Consider the following 24503-nt stretch of genomic DNA (forward strand, 5'->3'; position numbering starts at 1 on the left):
AGAAAAAAATATGACGACCCAAGTGCCCATCATCGAAACCCGTGCCGTCAGCAAGCGCTTCGGCGAACGCAACGCAGGCCCGTTCAACCGCATGCTGCAGGCGCGTGGCTGGAGCAAGCCGCCGGCCGTCACGCGCGCGCTGGACATGATCGATCTGCAAGTCATGCCGGGCGAAGTGGTCGGTCTGGTGGGCGAATCGGGATGCGGTAAGTCAACGCTGGGCCGTATCGCCTGCGGCTTGTTGCAGCCCTCGGCCGGCGAAGTGCTGATCGACGGCCGCGAGCGCAGCAAGCTGTCGCAGCGCGAGCTGGAAGCGGCACGGCTCAAGGTGCAGATGATTTTTCAAAATCCTTACGCCAGTCTCAATCCGCGTCTGCGCATCGACCAGATCGTGGGCGAGGCGGCAGCCCTGAATAATATTGCCGGGCAGGGCGGCGCCGGCGAGCTGGATGATTACGTCTGCCAGCAGATGCTGCGCGCCGGTCTCGATCCGGCCTTGCGCGACCGCTATCCGCATCAGTTCAGCGGCGGCCAGCGTCAACGCGTGGGCATTGCGCGTGCGCTGGCGGTGCAGCCGCAGATGCTGGTCTGCGACGAAGCGGTGGCCGCGCTCGACGTCTCGATTCAGGCGCAGATTCTGAATCTGTTCATGGACCTGCGCGAACAGCTGGGCCTGACTTATCTCTTCATCAGCCATGATCTGGGCGTGGTGGAGCATGTCTCGGACCGCGTGGTGATCATGTATCTGGGCCGTATCGTCGAGAGCGCGCCGGTGGATGAATTGTTCGCGCAGCCCAACCATCCCTACACGCAGGCGCTGCTGGCCGAGGTGCCGAGCCTGCAGGCGCGCAACAAGCAGTTCACGGCGATCAAGGGCGAGATACCGAGCCCGCTCAATCCGCCGTCGGGCTGTCATTTTCATCCGCGCTGTCCGCATGCCATGCAGCGCTGTCGTGAGGAGGCGCCCTTGCTCAAGGAAATTGCGCCAGGCCACAAGAGCGCCTGCCACCTGAACGAACGTATCTAGTTTTCAACATCCGTATTAGCAAGAAACCGAGCGGCTCGCCATACCTTCAACGTGAACATAACGAACTAACCGAGGAATGAAGCATATGAAAAAGACTCTACTGACCCGTCTGCTGGCAGTGGCCCTGATCGGCGCTGCAGCATCCGCCATCGCCACCGGCGCCCATGCCCAGAACCTGAACATCGCCTTCGCCGACCCGCTGTCGTCGCTCGACCCTCAGCTCAACAACCACGCCGGCGACCGCTCGGTGGATCTGCATTTCTGGGATCTGCTGGTGGAAAACAACTACAACAAGCTGCAGCCCGGCCTGGCGCTGAGCTGGAAGAACATCGATCCCAAGACCTGGGAATTCAAGCTGCGCCCCAATGTGAAATGGCAGGACGGCACGGCTTTCACCGCCGACGACGTGGTGTTCTCCTACCAGCGTGCGCGCAATGTGCCGGGCAGCGTCGCCACCTTCGCCGGCTATCTGCGCACGGTGGAGTCGGTCACCGCCAAGGATCCGCTGACGCTGGTCATCAAGACCAATATCGCCAATCCTGATCTGCCGCTGAATCTGGCGTCGGTGCACATCGTCAGCAAGCACATCGGCGAAAAGTCCAGCACTGAAAACTACAACAGCGGCGCTGCGGTGATCGGCACCGGCCCCTACAAGTTCGTTTCCTATACGCCCGGCGACCGCGTGGTGATGGAACGCAGCGCCACCTACTGGGGCACCAAGCCGCTGTGGGACAAGGTCAACTACCGCTACATCAATAATGCCGCGGCACGCACCGCCGCGCTGCTGTCGGGCGACGTCGATGTGATCGACAAGGTCTCGGTGTCGGATCTGGCCAAGCTCAAGCAGTCGCCCAACATCAAGGTGTATCCATACAACGGTCTGCGCGTGTTGCTGCTGCAACCGAGTTTCCATGAAGGCAGCAGCCCGTTCATCACCGACAACAACGGCAAGCCGCTGGAAAAGAATCCGCTGCTGGACGTGCGCGTGCGTCGCGCGCTGTCGCTGGCGATCAACCGCAAGGCCATCGTCGACCGCATCCTGCAAGGCGCGGCCACCGAGGCCAATCAGTGGATGCCGGCCGATACCTTCGGCTACAACCCGGACGTGAAGAACATCCCGAACGACGTCAATCAGGCCAAGAAGCTGCTGGCCGAGGCCGGCTTCCCGCAAGGCTTCAAGCTGGTGGTGCACGTGCCGAACGACCGTTATCCGCAAGCGCCTGAAACCGCGCAGGCGGTGGCGCAGTTCTGGACCCGCATCGGCGTCAAGACGCAGGTTGAAGTATTGCCATGGGCTTCCTACGCGGCGCGCGCCAACAAGAACGAGTTTGCCGTCAGCATGCTGGCATGGGGCAACGGCACCGGCGAAGCCAGCTACGCGCTGGTCAACGTGCTGGCCACGGTGGACACCAAGAAGGGCCTGGGCGCCTCCAACTGGGGCCACTACAGCAACCCGGCGGTCGACAAGGCGCTGGCCGATTCCACCGCTGAATTCGATGTGCCGAAGCGCGAAGCCATTCTGCGCGCCTCGGTCAAGGTGGTGTCGGACGACGTCGGCGTGATTCCGCTGTATCACTACCAGAACATCTGGGCCGCCAAGAAGGGCCTGAAAGTGACGCCGGTCAGCAGTGATCGCACCACCGCCATGATGGTGACTCAGGACGGCAAGAAGTAATGGATGCGACGGCTGCAGTGGACGCAGTGACTCTTCACGCTGAATTCAGCATGGTCGTTACGCCGTCTGATGCCCTGATCGACGTCCCGCCGCGCATCGTGGTGCGTGGTGCAGCGCCCGGCGCCGAGGTGCTGGTGCGCAGCCGCACCTTGCGCAACGGCGTTGTCTGGAGCAGTCAGGCGAGCTTCATCGCCGATGCGCAGGGCGAGGTCGATCTGGCCGTCACGGCGCCGGCGGCGCAACTGGCCGGCAACAGCTATCAGGTGGTGTCCGCCACCGGCTTGCTGTGGTCGCAACAGCCGGAGCAAGCCGGCCAGCGCGAACAGTTTCACCGTGATGTGCAGCAGCCGCTGGAGACGCAGTTGCATGCGGTCTCGCAGGGGCATGCTGCGCAGGCCACGCTGACGCAGCGGCTATGTGCAGAAGGCGTGACGCGTACCGAAATCCGCGAGCGGGGGCTGGTCGGCACGCTGTTCATGCCGGCCGGCCCTGGCCCGCATCCGGCGATCATGATCCTCAATGGCTCCGGCGGCGGCATCAACGAGCCACGCGCGGCGCTGTATGCCTCGCGCGGTTACGCCGCTTTCGCGCTGGGCTATTTCAAGGCGCCCGGTTTGTCGCCTTATATCTCCAACACGCCGCTGGAATATTTCCGCGACGGTCTCGACTGGTTGCGCGCACGCGTGCAGCCGCCGGGCGATTTCGTGGCGCTGAGCGGGCAGTCGCGCGGCGGCGAGCTGGTGCTGTTGCTGGCGGCGACCTTCCCTGAGCGGGTCTCGGCGGTGCTGGCCTATGTGCCCAGTGCGCTGGTGCACAGCGGACAGAACGCCGCCGATCCGGCGGTCGGGCGCGAAGGTCCGACCTGGCTGTTGCAGGGCAAGCCGCTGCCGCATCAGTGGCAAGGCAATCGCCACGCCAGCTGGAAGCCCTTCGACGACGGTCCGGCGCCGCATCGCCATGAACTCGCCATGCTGACCGCGCTGCGCGATGCAGACGCAGTGGCGCGTGCGCGCATTCCGGTGGAACGGATTGCCGCTCCGGTGCTGCTGCTGTCGGCCAGCGACGATGGCTCGTGGCCGTCCAGCCGCTATTGCGAAATGGTGAGCACGGCCTTGCACCGCCATCCTTATCCGGTCGAATGGCATGATTATCAGCAGGCCGGTCATTCGATCCTGTTCCCCGCAGTTCCGACTACCCAGACCAGTTACGCGCACCCGGTTTCCGGGCGCGTCAGCACCGGCGGCGGCATGCCTGCCGCCAATGCACTGGCCGATGCACATTCGTGGCGTGAGGCGCAGGCTTTCCTGCAACGCGCCGTCGCCGCACAACTCGATAGAAAGGTTTCGCCATGAGCACGCAAGCGCAGTACAACAGCACCGGTGACGGTGCCGTCGATATCGTGGATATCGTCGACCGCCTGTCCGGCCTGCCGGCCGGCAGCCCGATTCACACCTTGCGCCATCAGCGTGAAAAAGTGGCCGCCGCCACGCAAGGCAGCTACGACACGCTGTTCGATCCGACGCTGGAAGGCATCGGCCTTGATGAGCGTTTGCTGGTTGCGCTGTATGCCTGTCGTCTGACCGGCGGCAGCGAACTGATCGCCCATTACCGCGAGCGTCTGCTGGCCTTGCCGGCGGATGCTGCACAACTCAAGGTGGTCGAGCAGGGCGTGCCGGAAGATCTGCCGGCCGGCCGTCTGCAAGCCATGCTGGCCTTCACGCGCGCGCTGACCGAACGTCCGGTCGAAGGCGACAAGGCGGCCATCGAAACTCTGCCGGCAGCCGGCATCAGCACCCCGGCAGTGGTGGCGCTGGCGCAGCTGATTGCCTTCATTTCGTATCAGGTGCGGGTGGTGGCAGGGCTCAAGGCCATGGACGCCCTGAACAAGCAGGTCAACACAGCAGCGGGAGCACAGGCATGAGCACCATCATCAAATCGAACGGCTTTACCAACGAAGTGCTGGAATGGGATGCATGGCTGGACGTGATCGATGTGGACAAGGCCAGCGAAGACCAGATCAAGGTGCTGGAAGAAAGCCATCCCAAGGCCAAGACCTCTGACTACTATCTGTTCCTCGGCCATCAGCCGGCCATTCTGCGCCAGCGTTCGGCCGCCTTCAACGCCATCATGTACGCGCCGGGCGGCATGTCGCGCGCCGAGCGCGAGCTGGGTTCGATGGTGGTCTCGCGCATCAACGGCTGCGTGTATTGCGCCTCGGTGCATGCGCAGCGTTTCGAGCAGCTGGCCAAGCGCAACGATACCGTGCAGCAGGTGTTCGACGATCCCTACAGCGCCGGCGTCGATGCGCGCGAGCAGGCCATTTCGAAGTTTTCGGCCGATCTGACCGACAAGCCGGACGGCCTGAACGCCACGCATATCCAGGCGCTCAAGGATGTCGGCCTGAACGATCTGGAAGTGCTGGATCTGATTCACTCGGTCGCCATCTTCGCCTGGGCCAATCGCCTGATGCTGAATCTGGGCGAGCCGGTTTTTCCGGCGGCGGCAGACTGAAGCCGGCCTGAATATTTACCGTCGTACGACACCAATCGATAATCGATACAGCAAGGAGACCGCAATGCAGTTACCCGACAACCTGGCTTATGCCGACACGCATGAGTGGATCAAAGTGGAGCAGGACGGCAGCCTGACCATCGGCATTACCGACTTCGGCCAGGAGCAACTGGGGCCGCTGGTTTATGTGGCGATGCCTGAAGTCGGCGCGCAGCTCAAGCGCGGCGCCGAGTCGGGCGTGGTCGAGTCGAACAAGACCGCCTCCGACCTGCACGCGCCGGTGGATGGTGAAGTGCTGGCGGTAAATGAGCTGTTGAACGACACGCCGGACGCGATCAACGGTGCACCTTACGAGCAGTGGATTTTCAAGCTGCAGCCGGCGGCGCCGTTCGACGCTGCGGCCTTCATGGATGCCGAGGCGTATCGCAAGATGGTGGCCTGAGGCTGGTTCAGCAGCGAGCGCATGGGCAGTAAAAAAAGCGGCGCCGGAGATATTCTCCGGCGCCGCTTTTTTATTCCGTAGCGTTTCTGCGATCAATCCATCGTGATCACGATCTTGCCCGAATGCGCGCCTTGCTCCATGCGTCGCAATGCATCGGGCGCCTGCGCCAGCGGGAAGCTGGAGTCGATCACCGGCCTGAGCTGATGCATGGACATCATACGGATCATGCTTTCCAGCGCCGCGCGCGAACCCACCACCACGCCGTGCATGCGTATCATCGGCACGATCAGTTGCTTGATGTTGAGCGGTGTTTCGTAGCCGCCGACAAAGCCGATCACACCGATGAAGCCGCCGAATTTCACCGCCGTCAATGATTGCGACAGGCTGCTGCCGGTGGTCTCGACCACGATATCGACGCCGCGACCATCGGTCGCCTTGCGTACTTCCGGCCCCCATTCGGGCTGGTCGCGATAGTTGATCACGGTTTCCGCCCCCAGCTTTTTCAGCAGTTCGGCCTTGGGCGCGCTGGAGGTCAGGCCGATCACGCGTGCGCCCGCCACTTTGGCGAATTGCGCGGCGAACAGCGCCACGCCGCCGGTGCCTTGCACCAGCACGGTCTGGCCGGCTTGCAGGCCGCCTTGTTGCAGACAGCTCCAGGCGGTGAGGGCGGCAATCGGCAGCGTGGCGCATTCGGCGTCGCTCAGATAGGCCGGCGCGTGCACTGCTTCTTCCGCCGGCACCACGATGTAGTCCTGCAGCACGCCGGTCAGCGGCGCGCCCAGCGATCCGCCGCTGCGCTGCTCCTGTGTCAGCGCGCCGTCGCGCCAGCCCTGAATGTAGACCGGGATCACGCGGTCGCCGGCCTTGAAGCGGGTGACGCCTTCGCCCACTTGCTCGACCACGCCGCAGGCATCGGAGGCCGGCACATAGGGCAATTTCAGTTGCGGCATGTAAGTGCCGGACAGGATCGCCAGATCGCGATAATTGATGCTGGCCGCCTTGATGCGGATCAGGATCTCGCCGCGCCTGACTTGCGGCACGGGCTGCTCGACCAGACGCAGGCTGGCGATGGAAAAGGCTTCGGCTTGCAGGGCTCTCATGATGTCTTGTCTCCGGGGGATGGCGGTGCCGCAAAGTCTAGCAAAATCATGCGCGATGCGTGCGCGGATGCAGGTCAGCATCGATCAGTCCAGATGGGCGCTGAATTCGGCGCACAAAAAAACAGAAGCCTGCGCAATTGCTTGCGCAGGCTTCTGCCCGGCTCCGGGGAGTGAGCCTTGGGGGGATCAGTGCGCGGCTGAGGTATCGGCCACGCGAGTCGGTTTGGGCGCGAACCAGATGGCCAGCGCCGCCAGTGAGAACGAGACCGCCGCCATCATGAACACATGATTGGTGGCCAGCATGATGCTTTGCGACTGCACCGTCTGCGCGATGGAGGCGGTGGCCTGGTCGGCGCTCATGCCCGAGGCCAGCAGGGTATTGGTGGCGTCGCCCATGCGGTCGACCAGGCCGGACAATTCGGCATGGAAGTGGGTGGCGTCGTTTTCCCAGCTGGTGTTGACGATGGAGGTCGCAATCGCGCCCGACATGGTGCGGCAGAAACTCATCAGCCCGGCCGCCGAAGCGGTCTCCGATTCGTTCACGCTGGCCAGCGCCAGCCCGGTCAGCGGCACGAAGAACAGCGGCAGCCCTATGCCTTGCAGGAACAGCGGCCAGCCGATCTGGAACATGGTCATGTCGGTGGTGTTGAAGGCGCGCACGAAGGTCATCAGCCCCAGCCACACCACGCCGATGAAGACCAGCTTGCGGGCATCGACGGTGGTCGACATCTTGGCCACGAAGGGCGCCGTCAGCACCGCCAGAATGCCGGTCATGGCGGACACCATGCCGGACGAGGTGGCGGTATAGCCCATATAACCCTGCAGCCACAGCGGCGTCAGCACGGTGGCGCCGAAGAAGGCGCCGAAGGCCAGGCAGATGGTGGTGACGCTGGCCGAGAAGCCGCGATGGCGGAACACCCGCAGATCGACCACCGGATTGCGTTCGGTCAATTCCCAGATCATGAAGGCGATGAAACCGGCGCCGGCGATCAGGGCCAGCACCACGATTTCGGTGGAGGCGAACCAGTCTTTTTCCTTGCCTTCGTCCAGCATGAATTGCAGCGCGCCGACCCAGATCACCATCAGCAGCAGCCCGACCTTGTCGATCGGCACGATGTTGGTCTTGGTCTCGTAGCGTTTGAGCATGCGCCAGCCGACATAGCCGCAGATCAGCGCCACCGGCACGTTGATCCAGAAGATGTAGGGCCAGCTGTACTGATCGCACAGCACGCCGCCCAGGATCGGCCCGGCAATCGGCGCAATCAGCGTGGTCATGGCCCACAGTCCGATGGCGGCCGGCGCCTTTTCCTTGGGGAAGATGCGCAGCAGAAGAGTCTGCGACAGCGGCATCAGCGGGCCGCCGGCGAAGCCTTGCAAAATGCGGAAGGCGATCAGCATGCCCAGCGAATTGGCGAAGCCGCACAGCGCCGAGAACACGCCGAACATGATCATCGAGGTGATGAACACGCGCACCGTGCCGAAGCGGTTGGCGAGCCAGCCGGTCAGCGGCACGGTGATGGCTTCGGCCACCGCGTAGGAGGTGATGACGTAGGTGCCCTGGCTGGTCGATGCGCCCAGCGAACCGGAAATGGTGGACACCGACACGTTGGCGATGGTGGTATCCAGCACCGCAATGAAGTTGGCGGCGGCCAGCAGAATGCCGGCGCCGACCAGCTGGCCGCCGGTCAGCGGCGCTTCGAACAGCCCGGGTTTGGACGGCGGCGAAGCTGGCGGATTCGACGGTAGTGAAGGCGCAGTTGCGCTTGAAGATGACACGATAGACCTCTGTTATTTGTCCGTGTTGATGATGGCGCGGTCGGTGCAACTGAATGCCTCGCGCATGCAGCGGTCGTTGCCGCTGTCATGCGGGTTTGCCTGATGTCGGAAGCTTGCCGCTCAGAGGCTGGCGCTTTTCTGCGACTGGCCCTGGGCTTGACCTTGCGCCTGTGCCGGCTTGGCGTGCTCGCCGCGGGTATCGATCTCGACTTCCATCGACAGACCGACGCTCAGCGGACGTTCGCTCAGTTCCTTGGCATCGATGGAGATGCGCACCGGCAGGCGCTGCACCACCTTGATCCAGTTGCCGGTAGCGTTCTGCGCCGGGATCACCGCGAAGGCGGAGCCGGTGCCGCCGGCCAGACCGGTGACCACGCCGTGGTATTCCACCGAGCCGCCATAGATGTCAGCCTTCATGGTGACCGGCTGGCCGATCTCGACCTTGGTCAGCTGGCCTTCCTTGAAGTTGGCATCCACGTGCATCTGCTGCATGGGCACCACCGACAACAGATTGGCGCCGGTCTGCACACGCTGGCCGACCTGCACCTGACGGCGCGCGATGACGCCGTCGACCGGTGCGCGCAAGACGGTGCGCTCCAGATCCAGCTTGGCCTGATCGCGCTTGGCGCGCGCCAGCTCGACTTCCGGATTGTCGGCCACGGTGGTGTTGGCGGTCAGCACGGTGCTGGCTTTCTGGGCGCCCATGGTGGCGCTCTTGTTGGCGCGCGATTGCACTTCGCTGGCTTCGGCCGCCTTCATGTTGGCTTGCGCGGTGAGCAGGGCGGTGCGCGCATTGCTCAGTTCTTCGCCCGATACCGAACCCGACTTGGCCAGCGCTTCGCGGCGTTGCAGATCGATCTCGGCGCGCTTCATGTCAGCCTGGGCCGACAACACTTGCGCGGCAGCGCGTTTCTGGTCGGCTTCACGGGCCAGCACCTGGGCGGCAAGACCGGCGTCGTTGGCGAAGAAACCTTCGACCTTGCGCTTGGTGCGATCCAGATCGGCTTCGGCTTGCGCCAGCGCCAGTTTGGCATCGGCGTCGTCGATACTGAGCAGCACGTCGCCCTTTTTGACCTGTTGCGTATCGACCACCTTGACATCGGCCACGATGCCGTTGATGGCCGGCGTGACCACCGAGATTTCAGTCGCGGTGTAGGCATTGTCGGTGCTGACGTAGCGCGAACCGATCAGATACCAGTAAGCGCCGTAGCCGAGCCCGACCACCACCACGGCGGCACCGAAGATGGTGAACAGTTTCTTGCGCTTTTGCGTGTTGCCTTGTTGTGCTGCTGCCGGTGTTGTCGGTGTTGTCGGTGTTGCTGGAGCTGCTTGCTGGTCGGCGCTGCTGGCCGCCAGGGATTGTGCTGCTTGATTGTCGCTGTGAGACATGATGATTAACCTTTCGCTTGCTGTTCTGTAGTCGGCGCAAGCTGCTTGCTGGCGTCGCCGGTTTTGTTCGTATCGCTGCTGTCGCTCTCCGGCTGGCTATAGCCGCCGCCCAGTGCGCGCACCAGCGCGACGTCGAGCGAGAAACGGCGCGAGCGCAGATTCGACAGTTCCTGGAGATTGGTCAGCAGGGTGTCTTGCGCATTGAGCACGTCGAGGTAATTACTGAGGCCGCCGTTGTAGCGATTACTGATGATGCGATAGGCTTCGCCGGCCGCATCGGCCGCCTCCTGCACGCGCGACAGCCGGCCCGCCAAGGCCTTTTCGCTGACGGTAACGTCCGCCACATCCTGCAGTGCCTGGGTGACGGCCTGATCGTAGTTGGCGACCGCTTCGTCATAGCTGCCGCTGGCGGAGCGGAATTGTCCGCGCAGCTTGCCGCCATTGAAGATCGGCAGCGAGATTGCCGGGCCGATGCTGCCGATGTCGGAGCCGCGGCTGGTCAGCATGTCGATGCCCAGCGACTGGAAGCCGAAATAGGCGGTCAGGTTGACGTTGGGATAGAAAGCGGCGCGCGCCACCTTGATCTGCTTGCCGGCCGATTCGGCGCGCAGGCGCGCGGCCACGATATCGGGACGACGGCCCAGCAGATTGACCGGCACATTGGCCGGCAGCGCGAAGGGTTTGGTCAGATCGATGGCCGGACGGGTCAGCTTCAGGCCGCGATCCGGACCGGCGCCGGACAAGGCCGCCAGCTTGTTGCCCTGCAGGGCGATGGATTCATCGGTGGCCTGCAATTGCGCTTCGGCCATGGCGCGGCGTGCTTCCATCTGCTTCACCGAGCCCATGGTTTCCAGGCCGTTGGTATAGCGCTGGCGAAACAGGTCCAGCGTTTCCACCCGCACCTTGAGCGCGGCGGCATTGGTGTCGCGTTGTGCGTACAGATTTTCCAGTTCGGCGTAGGCGGAGGCGATCGACGTCGTCAGCGTCATGCGTGCTTGTGCGGCATCGGCCTGGCTGGCCTGCAACTCGGAAGTGGCGGCGGCCAGCGCGGCGCGGTTCTTGCCCCAGAAGTCGATTTCGTAACTGAAGTCCAGCGTGGCGCGCGTTTCGTTGTTGTAATCCTTGGGGACGTATTCAGCCGGGAAACCGTTGTTGTAACTCTGCTTCATGTGATCCAGCGAAGCATTGGCGCTGATCTGCGGATACAGCGCGGCGCCTTGCTGCTGAGCCGAGCCTTCGGCCTTGAGCAGACGCGCACGCGCCACCGCCATTGACGGCGCACCCTGCAGCGCTTCATTCATCAGCGTGTTGAGCTGAGCATCGCCGTAGCTGTTCCACCACTGATCTGTGGGCCATTGCGCCAGATCCTGCGTGCCGGCCAGCGACTGGCTGGCGGCGTACTGATCGATAGCCTTGGGTTCGGCGCGCGGCCCGAGGTCGGTGAAAGAGGCACAGCCGCTCAGGGCGGCTGCAATCAGAAGCGCCAGCGACATGGTGGCGGCGCCGCGACGTGACAGCTTGGGGGAGGCCGAGCGACGCTGTTGCTGATGCCGGGCAGCAAGGCCGTAGGCGCTGTCAGCAGCCGAGCCGGTTCTGCCCGAGGCTGAAGCGGATGAATGCAAGGTTTTCATGATCGTGGATGAGCTTTTTTATAAAATTCTAAACTGTACAGTTCAGTATAGTATTGACTTTTGGAGAGCGTCAAGTGAAACTACAAAAATTGATCGGGCCTGCGCGCAACGTCGTTTCGGCGCACACGGGCTTGAATTGAAGCAAGACATGTGAACAAATTCGGCGCGCGGCAAGACATGTTGCGATCAGGGAAATATTAGAATGCGGGCCTTGCACGAGACCGATGTATGCATCTTGAGCCCGGCAAGCCCAGGAATTTGAACAGGCGCCGGCATCTCCGCCCATGAGCGGTTCGCTACCCAATATCAGTAAAGTCAGGACAGACAGGCATGCGCAAGAAGAGTGAAGAACGCCGGCAGGCAATGATCGACATTGCCGCCGAGGTGTTTAACGAGATCGGATTCGAGGGCGCTTCGATGGCGGTGATTTCAGCCCGTATCGGCGGATCGAAGGCGACGCTGTACAACTATTTTTCGTCGAAGGAAGAAATCTTCGTCGAGGTCATGCTCAAGCAGGTCGGCTGCCAGTTCGAGAATGTGTTCACCGCCTTGCAAGATGAAGACGACTTGCGCGCCGCCTTGCTGCAACTGGCGATTCATTATCTGAGCGTGGTGCTCAAGCCGGATGTGGTGGCGGTCAAGCGGCTGGCGATGTATTACGCCGGCAAATCCGAACTCGGGCCGCTGCTGTATGAACGCGGCCCCAAACGCGGCTGGACCCGCATCTCCGAGTTTCTGAAATTCAAGATGGAGCAGGGCGAGCTGCAATCTTCCGACAGCTGGATCGCCGCCCTGCAGTTCCGCTCGCTGGTGGAAGCCGAATGGGTCGATGTGCGCATGCTCAATGTGGTGACCACGGTGTCGCCGGCCAAGATCAAAATCTCCGCTGCGCGCGCGGTGGACAGTTTTATCCGCATGCATGAGGTGCGTCCTTCAGTCTGAATCCTTGACCTCCGGATAAATGAAAAAGCCTGACATCGTCACCGATGCCAGGCTTTTTCTTTGACGTCGAATGCTTAAGCATTTAACGCTGATGCACCTGCTTGCCCGCCGAATAAGTCGCGGCAATCGCCCGGTCGTCGCCCAGAATCGCCAGCGCAAACAGTTGCTCTTCCAAATTGTCGGTGGTCGCGCTGCGCCGTGCCAGCAGCGGCGTGGCTTGCGGGTCGAGCACGATGAAGTCGGCGTCGCAACCGGCTGCGAAATTGCCGATCGTGCCTTCCAGTTGCAACGCGCGTGCGCCGCCCAAGGTCGCCAGATAAAACATGCGCTGCGCCGACAGATGCGTGCCGCCCATGCGACCGACCTTGTACAGCTCATTCATGGTTTGCAGCATGGAGAAGCTGGTGCCGCCGCCGACGTCGGTCGCTATCGATACCGGCATATGCAGACGGTCGGCGCCGGCGAAGTCGAACAGGCCGCTGCCCAGGAACAGATTTGAAGTCGGGCAGACCGTCGCCACCGATTGCGTGGCCGCCATGCGGGCGCGGTCGGCATCGTCCAGCCAGATGCAATGCGCATAGAGCGCGCGCTCGCGCATCAGGCCGTATTGATCGTAGACGTCGAGATAGCTCCGGCTGTCGGGGAACAGCTCCTTCACCCATTTCACCTCATCGGTGTTCTCGGCGACGTGGGTCTGGATATAGGTGTCGCGATACTGGCTGGCCAGTTCGCCGGCCAGCTTCATCTGCGCATGCGTGGAGGTCGGCGCAAAGCGCACGGTGATGGCGTAATGCTGGCGGCCCTTGTTGTGCCAGCGCTTGATCAGTTCTTCGCTTTCGCGCGCGCCGCTTTCGGCGGTGTCGCGCAAGAAGTCAGGCGCGTTGCGATCCATCAGGCACTTGCCGGCCACCATGCGCAGGTTCAGTGCGCTGCTGCGGTTGAAGAAGGCATCCACCGATTGCGGATGCACGGTGCAGTAAACGGCGGCGGTGGTGGTGCCGTTGCGCAGCAGCTCGGCCAGGAAGAAGTCGGCCACTTCCGCCGCGTGTTCGCCGCTTTCAAAACGGCGTTCGGCCGGGAAGGTGTAGGTGTTGAGCCAGGGCAGCAGGCCCGGCGCCGGCGAGCCGATGATGTCGGTCTGCGGATAGTGCACGTGGGTGTCGATGAAGCCGGGCGTAAGAATCTTGCCGCGATAGTCCTGCACCTCGGTGCCGGCCGGCAGGCTGGCGATCAATTGATCGTAGTCGCCGGCGGCTACGATCTTGCCGTCGGCCACGATCAGCAGACCGTCGCCATGCCAGCGCGTGGCGTGTTCGTCGAAGGCGGGGTCGCCGCTGAAATGCAAGAGGCTGGCGCGATAGGCTTGCACGGATGTGTTCATGAATTGCTCCTCTAGGGATTGCTTGAAAGATAAACGAAGCCTTACAAGAAGGTCTGCAAAGTCTTCGGTCTAGAGGGTGACGGCAGGGCGGCTTGGTTTATGCCCCACCGTCCAGCGAGTGTGTGGCGAGCAGTGCCTTCGTTTTTCCTGCGCCCTGCTGGAAGCGCAATTCCCATAGCTGCAGCAACTGCGCCACCACCGCGATAGCGATGCTGGCGGGTTCCTTGCCGTAGATGCCGGGGATGCCGATGGGACAGGTCATGCGATTCAGTTGTTCCTGGGTAATGCCGCGATCGAGCAGGCGGTGCTCGAACTGCTTGCGCTTGGTGTGTGAGCCGATCAGCCCGAACCAGGCGATATCCTGGCGTTTCAGGATGCGTTCTGTCAACTGCTGATCGAGCGCGTGACTGTGCGTCATCACGATGAAATAGGCGCCCGGCTCGGCCAGATCGACCACCGCGTTCGGCACGTCGGTGGCTTCCACCCTGACGTTGGGCGGCAGATCGTCGGGGAACATGTCTTCCCGTTCATCGACCCAGATCACGCGGCAGGGCAGCGTCGCCAGTACGCGCACCAGCGCCGTGCCGACATGGCCGGCGCCGAACAGCACCAGCTGCGGCTGATGTGCGCGGCACAGATCGAGCAGCCAGCGGCGGCCGAAGCTGTCGCGCGTCACATAGGTCTTGCGGACGTCGCGAAACTGCATGGCGTGCAAGCCATGGTCCGGCCCGGCCAGATCGCAGGCTTCGCCATCGATCTCGTACAGGCGGCAAGGCTCTGCATTATCCAGCGGCAGCGCGCGCCAGATATCGGTGCCGCTGCGCCAGTGTTGCTCCAGTTCGTGCAGGACGGCGGCGGCCTGCTCATCGATGCGTTCGAAGGCGAGAAACACCACGCCGCCGCAGCACTGGCCCAGGCTGGGGCCGAGCGCGATACGCTCCAGCTTGCGTTGGGCCGGCAATGGTGAGACATCGCCTTCCAGCATGGCGCGCGCGATCTGCGCTGCGCGCCATTCCAGATGGCCGCCGCCTATGGTGTCGAATTGCCGGTCGGCGGTGAACACCATGCGCGCGCCGGCTTCACGCGGCGTCGAACCCTGGATTTCGGCGACCGTCACCAGCACTGCCGGTACGGCCTTGCTGCGCAGTTGCATCAAAGAGGCTAGCCATGTAGTCATGAATGCGCTCGCTGGTTACGTGGGTTCACTTGCCGGTGCGGAATCGTGGGCATCAGATTGCGGCTGCTCTTACCGCATCCACCGCATCCAGAATCGCCTCGCTGGTGGCCGGTGCGCGCAGCGGCGGATTGACCTTGTGTTCGCCCACCGCCGACACTGCATCGCGGATCGCCAGAAACACCGAGAACGGCAGCAGCAGCGGCGGTTCGCCGGTGGCCTTGGAGCGGTGGATGGTGTCCGAGACATTGCTGTTCCTGAACAGCTGCGTGCGGAAATCAGCCGGGCAGTCAGAGATCGCCGGAATCTTGTAGGTCGAGGGCGCATGCGTCATCAGCTTGCCGTCCTTGTTCCACCACAGTTCTTCGGTGGTCAGCCAGCCCATGCCCTGAATGAAGCCGCCTTCGACCTGGCCGATGTCGATCGCCGGATTGAGGCTGTCGCCGGCGTCGTACAGCGAATCGACGCGCAGCGGCTTCCATTCGCCGGTCAGGGTGTCGATCACCACTTCCGCCACCGCCGCGCCATAGGCGAAGTAAAAGAAGGGATGGCCGGTCATGGTCTTGGAATCCCAGTGCACGCGAGGCGTCGAGTAAAAACCGTCGGACCACAATTGCGTGCGCGCGAGGTATGCCTGCATCACCAGTTCGGGAAAGGGCACGGTCTGTTCGCCGGCGATCACCAGGCCATCGGCGAAACGGATGGCGCCGGCATCCACGCCGAAACGCGCGGCGGCCACCTGCGCCAGCCGCGCGCGTATCTGCAGGGCCGCATCCTGCGCCGCCTTGCCGTTGAGGTCGCTGCCGGTGGAGGCGGCGGTGGCCGAGGTGTTGGCAATCTTGCTGGTGTCGGTGGCGGTGCAACGCACCTTGTCCAGCGGCAGACCGAGTGCATGCGCCACCACCTGCGCCACCTTGGTGTTCAGGCCCTGGCCCATTTCGGTGCCGCCGTGATTTACCAGCACCGAGCCGTCGGTGTAGACATGCACCAGCGAGCCGGCCTGATTCAGATGCGGCACGTTGAAGGAAATGCCGAACTTGACCGGCGTCAGCGCCAGCCCTTTTTTCAGAATCGTGTTCTGCGCGTTGAAGGCCTGCACGGCAGCGCGGCGCGCCTGGTAGTCGCTGGTCCGCTCCAGCTCATCGACCAGCGCATGGATCACGTTGTCTTCCACCTTCTGACCGTAGTGCGTGACATTGCGCGCATCCTGGCCTTCACCGCTGCTGTCGCCGTAGAAGTTGGCGCGCCGCACTTCCAGCGCATCCTTGCCCAGATTGCGGGCGATTTCGTCGATGATGTATTCGATGGCGATGGCGCCTTGCGGACCGCCGAAACCGCGAAAGGCGGTATTCGATTGCGTATTGGTCTTGCCGCACATGGCGTGGATTTCAACGTCCGACAAGTAATAGGCATTATCGAAATGGCAGACCGCGCGCGTGGCCACCGGGCCGGACAGATCGGCCGAAAACCCTGCGCGCGAGACCATGTCTATCTTGGCCGCCACGATGCGGCCGCTGTCGTCATAGCCGATTTCATAGTCGTAGGCGAAGCAGTGGCGCTTGCCGGTGACGATCATGTCGTCGTCGCGGTCGGCGCGCAGCTTGACCGGTCGCCGCAGTCGCGCCGCCGCCACCGCAGCGGCGCAGGCCCACAGCGCCGATTGCGATTCCTTGCCGCCGAAGCCGCCGCCCATGCGCCGGCATTCCACCAGCACATCGTGCGAAGCCAGATTCAGCACCACCGCGATGTGATGCTGCATTTCGCTGGGGTGCTGGGTCGAGCAATACACATGCATGGCGCGTCCTTCTTTGGGGATCGCGTATGAAATCTGGCCTTCCAGATAAAACTGCTCCTGCCCGCCGACGTCGAATTTTCCGTTCAGCACATGGGGCGCCGAGGCCAGCGCTTCGGCCGGCTTGCCGCGGCTCAGATGCATGGGCGGCAAGACGTAAGACTGCGCCTCGTGCGCTGCGCGTGGCGTCAGGATCGCCGGCAGTTCCTCGTAGTCGATGGCAGCCAGCCGCGCGGCGCGGCGGGCGGCATCGTGGCTGTCGGCCACCACCAGAAAGATGGGCTGGCCGACGTATTGCACCAGGCCGTCGGCCAGCACGGGATCGTCGTGAATGATGGCGCCGCACTGGTTGTCGCCGGGGATGTCGTCGGCGGTGTAGACCGCGACCACGCCGGGAGATGCTTTTACTTTGGACAGATCGACTGCGCGCAATTTTGCATGAGCCTTTTGCGACAGGCCAAGCGCGGCATGCAAGCTGCCTTGCAGCTCGATGATGTCATCGGTGTAAGTGGCCTCGCCGGTCACGTGCAGGATCGCCGATTCGTGCGGATTCGGTTTGCCGACCGCCGACCACGAAGCCGGCGGCAGGCCGGCCTTGGCGGACATGAATTCTTCGGTGTGCTTGTTCATCGCAATGACTCCTCAGGCGAAGTCTTGATCGCCTTGATCGTGAATGCGCGCAGCGAGTCGGCCGCCAGCGGCGCATCGGCGCGGGTTTCCAGCCAGTAGCGATACAGCAGGTTCTGCGCCGTGCGCAAACGATAGGCCGAGCTGGCGCGCATGTCGGACAGCGGCTGATAATCCTGCGCCATCGCCTGCATGGCGGCGCGCACGTTTTGCTCGCTCCAGTCCTGACCGTTCAGCACGGCTTCGGCCTGCGTTGCGCGTTTGGGGGTGGCCGCCATGCCGCCGAAGGCGATGCGCGCCTCGGCCACCTGGCCTTTGTCCAGCCTGAATGCAAACGCCGCACACACCGCCGAGATATCCTGATCGAAGCGCTTGGACAATTTGTAAGTGCGAAACACCACGCCCGCGCGCGGCAGCGGAATGCGCACCGTCGCCACCACTTCGTCGGCTTGCAGCGCCGACTTCTGATAGGCGATGTAGAAGTCTTCCAGCGGCATCTCGCGCGGACCGTGCACGCTGTGCAAAACCACATGCGTACCCAGCGCGATCAGCCAGGGCATGGAGTCGCCGATGGGCGAGCCGTTGGCGACATTGCCGCCCAGCGTGCCGGCATTGCGCACCGGCAGCGAGGCGAAGCGCTGCCACAGTTCAGACAGTTCCTGCGGATAGTGCGCATGCGCGGCGGCATAAGCTTGTTCCAGCGAAACACCGGCGCCGATGTCGATCCAGCCGTCGGCCACCGCGATGTGGCGCAATTCTTCCACCTGACCGATGTAGATGATGTCGCCCAGATCACGCATGTGTTTGGTGACCCACAGACCGACGTCGGTTGAGCCCGACAGGATGCGCGCCTGCGGCAGGTCGCTGCGCAGCTTCGCCAGTTGCGCCAGGGTGCGCGGCGCGTGGAAGGTCTGGCCCTTGTAGCTGACGCTGAGCGGTTCGCTGCGCCGGATGTCGCGCAAAGCCTGGCTGACCTGCTCGCGGTCGAATGCGACTTTGGGCAATTCACCCATGCGGCGCGCGGCGTCGATGATGGGGCGATAGCCGGTGCAGCGGCACAGATTGCCCGACAGCGCATCGTCGATCTCGCGCGCGCTCGGCTCGACTTCGGTCTTTTCGTGCTTGAGATACAGGCCCCACAGCGACATCACGAAGCCCGGTGTGCAGAAACCGCATTGCGAGCCGTGGCATTCCACCATGGCCTGTTGCACCGGGTGCAGACAGCCGTCGTGCTGCTTCAGGTCTTCCACCGTGAACAGCGCGCGGCCGTCCAGCGTCGGCAAGAACTGGATGCAGGAATTGACGGTTTTCAATTCCAGCTGATCGTTGCGCAATTCGCCGACCACCACAGTGCAAGCGCCGCAGTCGCCCTCGGCACAACCCTCCTTGGTGCCGGTGCAGTGCAGGTCTTCGCGCAGGTGCTGCAAGACGGTGCGGGTATTGGGCAAGCCTTCAGCCCGGCGGATCTCGCCACGGAAATAGAACTGGATGGAGCGCTGGGAGGCGCAATTCGATTCTGACATGTCTCTGCTCTGGTCAATGTGTTCAAACAAAGGGTGCTGAGAGCTTGTTTCGCTCTATGGCACGCTCCAGGGCTGATCGTGGGGCGCACTCTTATTATTCGATCCGGCAGGAAGCGCTGGTTCCTCCTGTTACATCTGCTGGCCCGTGTCGGCGGCTGGCGGATCTTTTTTCTGCTTCCTGCATGGACGTTGCTCGTCTGGAAAACCATACAAGAAACGTGCCGGGGTCCTCAAAAGATGAAACTGATTGTCGCCCTCGTTTTGTGGCGAACGATTGTTCAATGTCATCTTTTGACAATCCCGGGATGCGCCTTCAGGAACGGCGCATCCCCTTACTGCAATTTACCGTTTTTTCGGTACGCTCACTCGCCCAGATAGATCAGCTTGAACAGGAAGATCGCGGCGATGATCCAGATCACCACCGACACATCCTTCACGCGGCCGGTCAGCAGCTTCAGGCCGGCGTAGCTGATGAAGCCCAGCGCCAGACCGTTGGCGATCGAATAGGTGAAGGGCATGATCAGCGCGGTGATGACGGCCGGCACGCATTCGGTGGTGTCGTTCCAGTCGATGTCGGCCAGCTCGCGCAGCATCAGGCAGGCCACGAAGAACAAGGCCGGCGCCGTTGCATAAGCCGGCACCACGCCCGCCAGCGGCGCAATGAACAGGCACAGCAAAAACAGCACGGCGATGGCCACTGCGGTCAGCCCGGTGCGGCCGCCGGCCTGCACGCCCGCCGCACTTTCAATATAGGCAGTGGTGCTGGATGTGCCAAGGAAAGAGCCGGCGACAATCGCGCCGCTGTCCGCCAGCAGCGCCTTGTTGAGGCGTTCCATCTTGCCGTTCTTCATCAGGCCGGCGCGCTGCGCCACGCCCATCAGCGTACCGGTGGCGTCGAACAGCTCAACCAGAAAGAACACCAGCACCACGTTGAGCAAGCCCATTGACAGCGCGCCCTTGATGTCGAGCTGGAACAGGGTAGGCGCGACCGATGGCGGCGCCGAGAATACGCCGCTGAAATGATTGCCGCCGAACACGAAGCTGAGCACGGTCACCACCAGAATGCCGATCAGCAGGGCGCCGCGCACTTTCATCTTGTCCAGCGCCACGATCACCAGAAAGCCGATGATGGCCAGCACCGGCGCCGGCTGATGCAGATCACCCATGGTCACGAAAGTGGCCGGGCTGGCGGCCACGATGCCGGCATTCTTGAGCGAGATGATGGCCAGAAACAGCCCGATCCCGGCCGGAATCGCCGTGCGCAGGGAATGCGGAATGCTGTTGACGATCAGTTCACGAATCTTGAACAGGCTGACGATGACGAACAGGCAACCCGAGATGAACACCGCCCCCAGCGCCGCCTGCCACGGAAACCCCATGCCCTTGACCACGGCGTAGGCGAAATAGGCGTTGAGGCCCATGCCCGGCGCCAGCCCGATGGGGTAGTTGGCGTACAGACCCATGATCAGGGTGCCGATGGCGGCCGCCACGCAGGTAGCCACGAATACCGAATCCTTGGGCATGCCGGCATCGCCCAGAATCGATGGATTGACGAAGATGATGTAAGCCATCGTCAGGAAGGTGGTCAGCCCCGCGAGCAGCTCGGTGCGCACGGTGGTGCCGTTGGCGCTGAGCTTGAAATAGTTGTCCAGAAAATTCATTGTGGCTTGTCTCCGTTTGGTCCTTTTTTATACGCCGGAAAACTTGCCTGTTTCTGAGGCAGGCAAAAAATGGGCGTTTGCGTCTTTATCGTTATGGCTGCAGTTGTTGCCTTTGCTCCGTCTGTTCCGGGCGGTAGGGCCAGGTGCAGATTGATTGCAGCGTACGTAATGTCGTCCAATTTCGAGGTGGGTTCGTAACTCATATGAAATATCTATTATAGATATACGGTTATATGTTTAGTTGATGCTGGAATGAGGGGTTGTGTGAGGGGGGGTGTTGCGCTGCATTGTGAAGGTTTCTGTATTGAATCTTTGTGATTTGGATTGGGGCTTGCTGGTTTTGCAATGTTGGGTTTGTTCTGCCTTGGAATTGCTGTGTTGCTTTAGTCTTTTCTTTCTTCGGGCGGAGGGGAGCGCCGGGGGTAGCCCGGCGGCTACTCACTTTCTTTGCTTCGCCAAAGAAAAGTAAGCAAAGAAAGGCGACCCCTAAGCGCCAGCCCCTTCGGGGTGCCCGTCGTCACCCTGCAAAAAATGGGAAGGGAAACAAACTCGCTGCGCTCAGACAAGTTTCCCTTCTGATCCATTTTTTACAGCGCGACGACGGCTGGCCCACAAGGGGACTTCTTTAACCGCCTCGCCTTCGGCCTCGGGATTTTTGCTCGCCTTCGGCTTTGCTTGGGCTTCGGCATTGCTGTCTTTGATCGCTGCGGGTCTTCTTCTTTAACATTTCATCTGCATCCGTTCGGGCTTAGTCTCGGCATTGCTGCGTATCGAAGCTCGCCTGCTCCCTTACTTCACCGTTCCTCGCCAGTAATCCGGTCTTGCATAGACTTCTTTCAGGTAGTCGATGAAGAAGCGGGTCTTGGCCGGCAAATGTCGTTGCTGGGGGTAGACCGCCATGATGTCGTAGTGCGGCAGGGCGTAGTCGTCGAGTACGGTAATCAGTTCGCCCGAGGCCAGTTGCGACTGGATTTCCCAGGTGGAGCGCCAGGCCAGTCCCAGGCCTTCTCCGGCCCAGCGGTGCAGCAGTTCGCCGTCGTTGCAGTCCAGATTGCCTTGCACCTTGATGATCACCGGTTTGCCGTTTTGCTGGAAATACCAGCCGCGCTGTTGGCCGCCTTGCAGGTTGAAGGCGAGGCAATTGTGCCGGGCCAGGTCGTCCAGGGTTTTCGGCATGCCCTTGCGGTGCAGGTATTCGGGCGCGGCACAGACCACGCGGCGGTTGCTGGCCAGACGCACGGCGACGAAGCTGGGCTCGATGCTGCCGCCGATGCGGATGCCGAGGTCGTAGCCTTCGCGCACCAGATCCACCACGCGGTCGGTCAGGTTGAAGGAAATCTGCACCTCCGGATTGGCGGCGAGGAAGGCCGGCGCGTGCGGCGCCACATGCAGACGGCCGTAGGCCGCCGGGGTCGATACCACCAGATGGCCGGTGGCCTTGTGGCGGCCTTCGGAGATGCTTTTTTCCGCCGTCTCCATCTGCTCCAGCAGCTTGCGGCAGTGATCCAGAAACACGCTGCCTTGCTCGGTCAGCGTCAGGTGGCGCGTGGTTCTGTGCATCAGCTTGGTGCCCAGGCGTTTTTCCAGTGCATCGATGCGCCGGCCCATCATCACCGGCGTGACGTCTTCTTCCAGCGCAGCCGCCGCCAGGCTGCCTTTGTCGACCACCAGCACAAAGGCTTCTATCTGTTTGAGTTTGTCCATATTTCTATCTTATCCGATACTTTTTCTGTTTTTCGATACTTTAAGTAAGTAATAAACAGATTTTATGTCGGCTTATCAAACCTGAGGTGCGGCTATAGCATGTGTCTCACAGGATGCAAGGCTCGCTGTTCCGGCGCCGGGTTTCCGTTCACCACAGGCATATCAAGCAACTTCAGGAGGAAACATGGCAAGGATGAGAGCAGTCGACGCCGCCGTCGCGGTGCTGGAAAAGGAGGGCTGCCTGCAAGCCTTCGGCGTGCCGGGCGCGGCCATCAATCCGTTCTACGCGGCATTGAAGCGCCATGGCGGCATCCAGCACATCCTGGCGCGCCACGTGGAAGGCGCCTCGCACATGGCCGAAGGCTACACCCGCGCCAAGGCCGGCAACATCGGCTTGTGCATAGGCACCTCGGGCCCGGCCGGCACCGACATGATCACCGGTCTGTATTCGGCCCAGGCCGATTCGATTCCGATTCTGTGCATCACCGGCCAGGCGCCGCGCGCCCGCTTATATAAGGAAGACTTTCAGGCGGTCGATATCGAATCCATCGCCAAGCCGGTCACCAAATGGGCGGTGACGGTGCGCGAGCCGGCGCTGGTGCCGCGCGTGTTTCAGCAGGCTTTCCACCTGATGCGCTCGGGCCGTCCCGGTCCGGTGCTGATCGATCTGCCTTTCGATGTGCAAATGGCCGAGATCGAATTCGACCCCGATACCTATGAGCCGCTGCCGGTTTATCGTCCCTCGGCCACCCGCGCCCAGATCGAAAAGGCGCTCGCCATGCTGAATGCAGCCGAACGTCCTCTGCTGACCATCGGCGGCGGCGTGGTGAATGCCGATGCCGCGGCGCTGGCGGTGGAGTTCGCCGAGCTGATCGGCGTGCCGGTGATTCCGACGCTGATGGCCTGGGGCGCCATCCCCGACGATCATCCGCAGATGGCCGGCATGGTCGGTCTGCAGACCAGTCATCGCTACGGCAACGCCACCATGCTGGCGTCCGACTTCGTGCTCGGCATCGGCAATCGCTGGGCCAATCGGCATACCGGTTCGGTCGAGGTGTTTACCAAGGGCCGCAAATTCGTTCACGTGGATATCGAACCGACCCAGATCGGCCGCGTGTTCGGCCCTGATTACGGCATCGTCAGCGATGCGAAGGCGGCGCTGACCTTGTTCATCGAGGTCGCCCGGGAAATGAAGGCGGCCGGCAAGTTGCCCGACCGCGCGCAGTGGCTGGCCGAATGCCAGCAGCGCAAGGGCAGCATGCAGCGGCGCACGCATTTCAATGAGGTGCCGGTCAAGCCGCAGCGCGTGTATGAAGAAATGAACCGCGCCTTCGACCGCGACACCTGTTACGTCAGCACCATTGGTCTGTCGCAGATCGCCGCCGCGCAATTCCTGCACGTCTATAAGGACCGGCACTGGATCAACTGCGGCCAGGCCGGGCCGCTGGGCTGGACCATTTCCGCCGCGCTCGGCGTCTGCGCCGCCGACCCGCAACGCAAGGTGGTGGCGATCTCGGGCGACTACGACTTCCAGTTCATGATCGAAGAGCTGGCGGTCGGCGCGCAATTCAATCTGCCTTATCTGCATGTGCTGGTGAACAACTCTTACCTCGGCCTGATCCGTCAGGCGCAGCGCGGTTTCGAGATGGATTACTGCGTGCAGCTGGCGTTTGAAAATATCAATGCGCCGCAGCTCAACGGCTATGGCGTCGATCACGTCGCAGTGGTGGAGGGGCTGGGATGCAAAGCAATCCGCGTGACCGATCCGAATGCGATTCAGGATGCCTTCGCGCAGGCCAGGCGCTGGATGGATGAGTTCCGCGTGCCGGTGGTGGTGGAGATCATTCTGGAGCGCGTGACCAATATTGCGATGGGCACCGAGATTGATGCGGTCAATGAGTTTGAGGAGCTGGCGACGGAGAGAGGGCATGCGCCTACGGCGATCAGTTTGCTGGATTGAGGTTTAGGCCCGGGGCCTGATCGATTTTGCCCTGTTTTTCTTCGGACGAACTCAGTTGCCGGGGGTAGCCCGGCGGCTACTCACTTTTCTTGCTTCGCCAAGAAAAGTAAGCAAAAGAAGGCGACCCCGAAGACTTGCCCCTGCGGGGTTCCCGGTGATGTGGCGCAAAAAATGGGAAGTGAAACAAA

The 24503-nt window shown here is 62.3% G+C and carries 18 protein-coding genes; 8 read left to right on the plus strand and 10 right to left on the minus strand.

Going from position 1 to position 24503, the window contains the following annotated elements; all coding sequences use genetic code 11:
• Positions 1-10 precede the first annotated feature (10 nt).
• From PQR62_RS15535 to gcvH, 6 genes are all read left to right on the plus strand, one after another.
• Positions 11-1027 (plus strand): ABC transporter ATP-binding protein, encoded by a 1017-nt coding sequence (locus PQR62_RS15535; protein WP_408158877.1) that lies wholly within the window; start codon positions 11-13, stop codon positions 1025-1027.
• Positions 1028-1112: 85 nt separating this feature from the next.
• Positions 1113-2702: an ABC transporter substrate-binding protein gene (locus PQR62_RS15540; RefSeq protein ID WP_408158878.1), complete on the plus strand. Its 1590-nt coding sequence runs from the start codon at positions 1113-1115 to the stop codon at positions 2700-2702.
• A 50-nt stretch (positions 2703-2752) separates the two neighbouring features.
• On the plus strand, positions 2753-4054 hold the full coding sequence (locus PQR62_RS15545) for an acyl-CoA thioesterase/bile acid-CoA:amino acid N-acyltransferase family protein (protein WP_408158973.1): 1302 nt from the start codon (positions 2753-2755) through the stop codon (positions 4052-4054).
• On the plus strand, positions 4051-4623 hold the full coding sequence (locus PQR62_RS15550) for a CMD domain protein (protein WP_408158879.1): 573 nt from the start codon (positions 4051-4053) through the stop codon (positions 4621-4623). The genes PQR62_RS15545 and PQR62_RS15550 overlap by 4 nt, the downstream gene beginning before the upstream one ends.
• On the plus strand, positions 4620-5213 hold the full coding sequence (locus PQR62_RS15555; protein WP_408158880.1) for a peroxidase-related enzyme: 594 nt from the start codon (positions 4620-4622) through the stop codon (positions 5211-5213). The genes PQR62_RS15550 and PQR62_RS15555 overlap by 4 nt, the downstream gene beginning before the upstream one ends.
• 64 nt (positions 5214-5277) lie before the next feature.
• Positions 5278-5655 (plus strand): glycine cleavage system protein GcvH, encoded by a 378-nt coding sequence (gene gcvH, locus PQR62_RS15560; RefSeq protein ID WP_408158881.1) that lies wholly within the window; start codon positions 5278-5280, stop codon positions 5653-5655.
• Positions 5656-5747: 92 nt separating this feature from the next.
• Here the strand turns inward: gcvH and PQR62_RS15565 are convergent, their stop codons facing one another.
• From PQR62_RS15565 to PQR62_RS15580, 4 genes are all read right to left on the minus strand, one after another.
• Positions 5748-6755: a zinc-dependent alcohol dehydrogenase family protein gene (locus PQR62_RS15565; RefSeq protein WP_408158882.1), complete on the minus strand. Its 1008-nt coding sequence runs from the start codon at positions 6753-6755 to the stop codon at positions 5748-5750.
• 186 nt (positions 6756-6941) lie between these two features.
• Positions 6942-8459, minus strand: a complete 1518-nt coding sequence (locus PQR62_RS15570) for a DHA2 family efflux MFS transporter permease subunit (RefSeq protein ID WP_408158974.1) — start codon at positions 8457-8459, stop codon at positions 6942-6944.
• 192 nt (positions 8460-8651) lie between these two features.
• A complete protein-coding gene (locus PQR62_RS15575) occupies positions 8652-9920 on the minus strand; it encodes an HlyD family secretion protein (protein WP_408158883.1) in 1269 nt (422 codons plus the stop codon).
• Between the two features lie 5 nt (positions 9921-9925).
• Entirely contained in the window at positions 9926-11413 is a 1488-nt protein-coding gene (locus tag PQR62_RS15580) for an efflux transporter outer membrane subunit (protein WP_408158975.1), read from the minus strand.
• A 468-nt stretch (positions 11414-11881) separates the two neighbouring features.
• Here PQR62_RS15580 and PQR62_RS15585 point away from each other — a divergent pair, with 468 nt between their 5' ends.
• Positions 11882-12493 (plus strand): TetR/AcrR family transcriptional regulator, encoded by a 612-nt coding sequence (locus PQR62_RS15585; RefSeq protein WP_408158884.1) that lies wholly within the window; start codon positions 11882-11884, stop codon positions 12491-12493.
• An 82-nt stretch (positions 12494-12575) separates the two neighbouring features.
• On the opposite strand, the gene guaD is transcribed toward PQR62_RS15585, so the two are convergent.
• The 6 genes from guaD to PQR62_RS15615 all read right to left on the minus strand — a co-directional run bounded on the left by guaD (position 12576) and on the right by PQR62_RS15615 (position 22355).
• Complete coding sequence (gene guaD, locus PQR62_RS15590; protein WP_408158885.1) at positions 12576-13874, minus strand: guanine deaminase; 1299 nt, start codon at positions 13872-13874, stop codon at positions 12576-12578.
• A gap of 97 nt (positions 13875-13971) precedes the next feature.
• On the minus strand, positions 13972-15051 hold the full coding sequence (xdhC, locus tag PQR62_RS15595) for a xanthine dehydrogenase accessory protein XdhC (protein ID WP_408158886.1): 1080 nt from the start codon (positions 15049-15051) through the stop codon (positions 13972-13974).
• A gap of 52 nt (positions 15052-15103) precedes the next feature.
• Positions 15104-17470 carry a xanthine dehydrogenase molybdopterin binding subunit gene (xdhB, locus tag PQR62_RS15600; RefSeq protein WP_408158887.1) on the minus strand — a complete coding sequence of 789 codons (2367 nt, stop codon included), beginning with the start codon at positions 17468-17470 and terminating at the stop codon, positions 15104-15106.
• Positions 17467-18990, minus strand: a complete 1524-nt coding sequence (gene xdhA, locus PQR62_RS15605; protein ID WP_408158888.1) for a xanthine dehydrogenase small subunit — start codon at positions 18988-18990, stop codon at positions 17467-17469. The genes xdhB and xdhA overlap by 4 nt, the downstream gene beginning before the upstream one ends.
• Positions 18991-19352: 362 nt before the next feature.
• Positions 19353-20651, minus strand: a complete 1299-nt coding sequence (locus PQR62_RS15610) for an NCS2 family permease (RefSeq protein ID WP_408158889.1) — start codon at positions 20649-20651, stop codon at positions 19353-19355.
• Positions 20652-21440: 789 nt separating this feature from the next.
• The gene (locus PQR62_RS15615) at positions 21441-22355 is read right to left on the minus strand and encodes a LysR family transcriptional regulator (protein ID WP_408158890.1); all 915 of its coding nucleotides are present in this window, start codon (positions 22353-22355) and stop codon (positions 21441-21443) included.
• 184 nt (positions 22356-22539) lie between these two features.
• On the opposite strand from PQR62_RS15615, the gene gcl reads away from it, so the two are divergent.
• On the plus strand, positions 22540-24315 hold the full coding sequence (gene gcl / locus PQR62_RS15620) for a glyoxylate carboligase (protein ID WP_408158891.1): 1776 nt from the start codon (positions 22540-22542) through the stop codon (positions 24313-24315).
• Positions 24316-24503: the final 188 nt, after the last annotated feature.

Source organism: Herbaspirillum lusitanum, assembly GCF_046025995.1.
Taxonomy (GTDB): Bacteria; Pseudomonadota; Gammaproteobacteria; order Burkholderiales; family Burkholderiaceae_D; genus Herbaspirillum; species Herbaspirillum lusitanum_A.

Excerpts from the sequence above, each read along its gene's own strand:
- xdhA (WP_408158888.1), bottom strand. The coding sequence starts at position 18,990 with ATGTCAGAATCGAATTGCGCCTCCCAGCGCTCCATCCAGTTCTATTTC.
- PQR62_RS15610 (WP_408158889.1), bottom strand. The coding sequence starts at position 20,651 with ATGAATTTTCTGGACAACTATTTCAAGCTCAGCGCCAACGGCACCACC.
- PQR62_RS15555 (WP_408158880.1), top strand. The coding sequence starts at position 4,620 with ATGAGCACCATCATCAAATCGAACGGCTTTACCAACGAAGTGCTGGAA.
- PQR62_RS15545 (WP_408158973.1), top strand. The coding sequence starts at position 2,753 with ATGGTCGTTACGCCGTCTGATGCCCTGATCGACGTCCCGCCGCGCATC.
- guaD (WP_408158885.1), bottom strand. The coding sequence starts at position 13,874 with ATGAACACATCCGTGCAAGCCTATCGCGCCAGCCTCTTGCATTTCAGC.
- PQR62_RS15535 (WP_408158877.1), top strand. The coding sequence starts at position 11 with ATGACGACCCAAGTGCCCATCATCGAAACCCGTGCCGTCAGCAAGCGC.
- gcl (WP_408158891.1), top strand. The coding sequence starts at position 22,540 with ATGGCAAGGATGAGAGCAGTCGACGCCGCCGTCGCGGTGCTGGAAAAG.
- PQR62_RS15550 (WP_408158879.1), top strand. The coding sequence starts at position 4,051 with ATGAGCACGCAAGCGCAGTACAACAGCACCGGTGACGGTGCCGTCGAT.
- xdhC (WP_408158886.1), bottom strand. The coding sequence starts at position 15,051 with ATGACTACATGGCTAGCCTCTTTGATGCAACTGCGCAGCAAGGCCGTA.
- PQR62_RS15580 (WP_408158975.1), bottom strand. The coding sequence starts at position 11,413 with ATGTCGCTGGCGCTTCTGATTGCAGCCGCCCTGAGCGGCTGTGCCTCT.
- gcvH (WP_408158881.1), top strand. The coding sequence starts at position 5,278 with ATGCAGTTACCCGACAACCTGGCTTATGCCGACACGCATGAGTGGATC.
- PQR62_RS15565 (WP_408158882.1), bottom strand. The coding sequence starts at position 6,755 with ATGAGAGCCCTGCAAGCCGAAGCCTTTTCCATCGCCAGCCTGCGTCTG.
- PQR62_RS15585 (WP_408158884.1), top strand. The coding sequence starts at position 11,882 with ATGCGCAAGAAGAGTGAAGAACGCCGGCAGGCAATGATCGACATTGCC.
- PQR62_RS15615 (WP_408158890.1), bottom strand. The coding sequence starts at position 22,355 with ATGGACAAACTCAAACAGATAGAAGCCTTTGTGCTGGTGGTCGACAAA.
- PQR62_RS15575 (WP_408158883.1), bottom strand. The coding sequence starts at position 9,920 with ATGTCTCACAGCGACAATCAAGCAGCACAATCCCTGGCGGCCAGCAGC.
- PQR62_RS15540 (WP_408158878.1), top strand. The coding sequence starts at position 1,113 with ATGAAAAAGACTCTACTGACCCGTCTGCTGGCAGTGGCCCTGATCGGC.
- xdhB (WP_408158887.1), bottom strand. The coding sequence starts at position 17,470 with ATGAACAAGCACACCGAAGAATTCATGTCCGCCAAGGCCGGCCTGCCG.